This window comes from Treponema sp. R6D11, assembly GCF_054786075.1.
The window spans coordinates 1-260 of record NZ_BDHD01001167.1; the positions used below are offsets into that span (position 1 = coordinate 1).

1 protein-coding gene is annotated in these 260 nt (G+C 39.2%); it reads right to left on the bottom strand.

Features of this window, described 5'->3' with window-relative positions:
* The coding region (locus ACYVTD_RS17960) for a CvpA family protein (protein ID WP_461248972.1) at window positions 1-260 on the bottom strand (260 nt) is incomplete at both ends.

Here is a 260-nt window from a genome sequence, read left to right on the forward strand (position 1 = left end):
AATGATCCGCCCCTTTAAGGCTTACCCCTTCAATTACGCCATTTAAAATAATTTCAAAAAGTTTAATAACAATAAAAACGATGATAAACAAGGCTATGAACGATATGATTTCAGGAATTACTTTTAAGTCGGGCATATATCTCGCCCTTATAAATGCGGCTCCGTTCTTGTAGAAGAACAATGAGGCGAGAAGGCCGAGGACGACGGCGGCCATCGACAGGATTTCGCTTATAAATCCTTTTATATAACAGCGGATCATA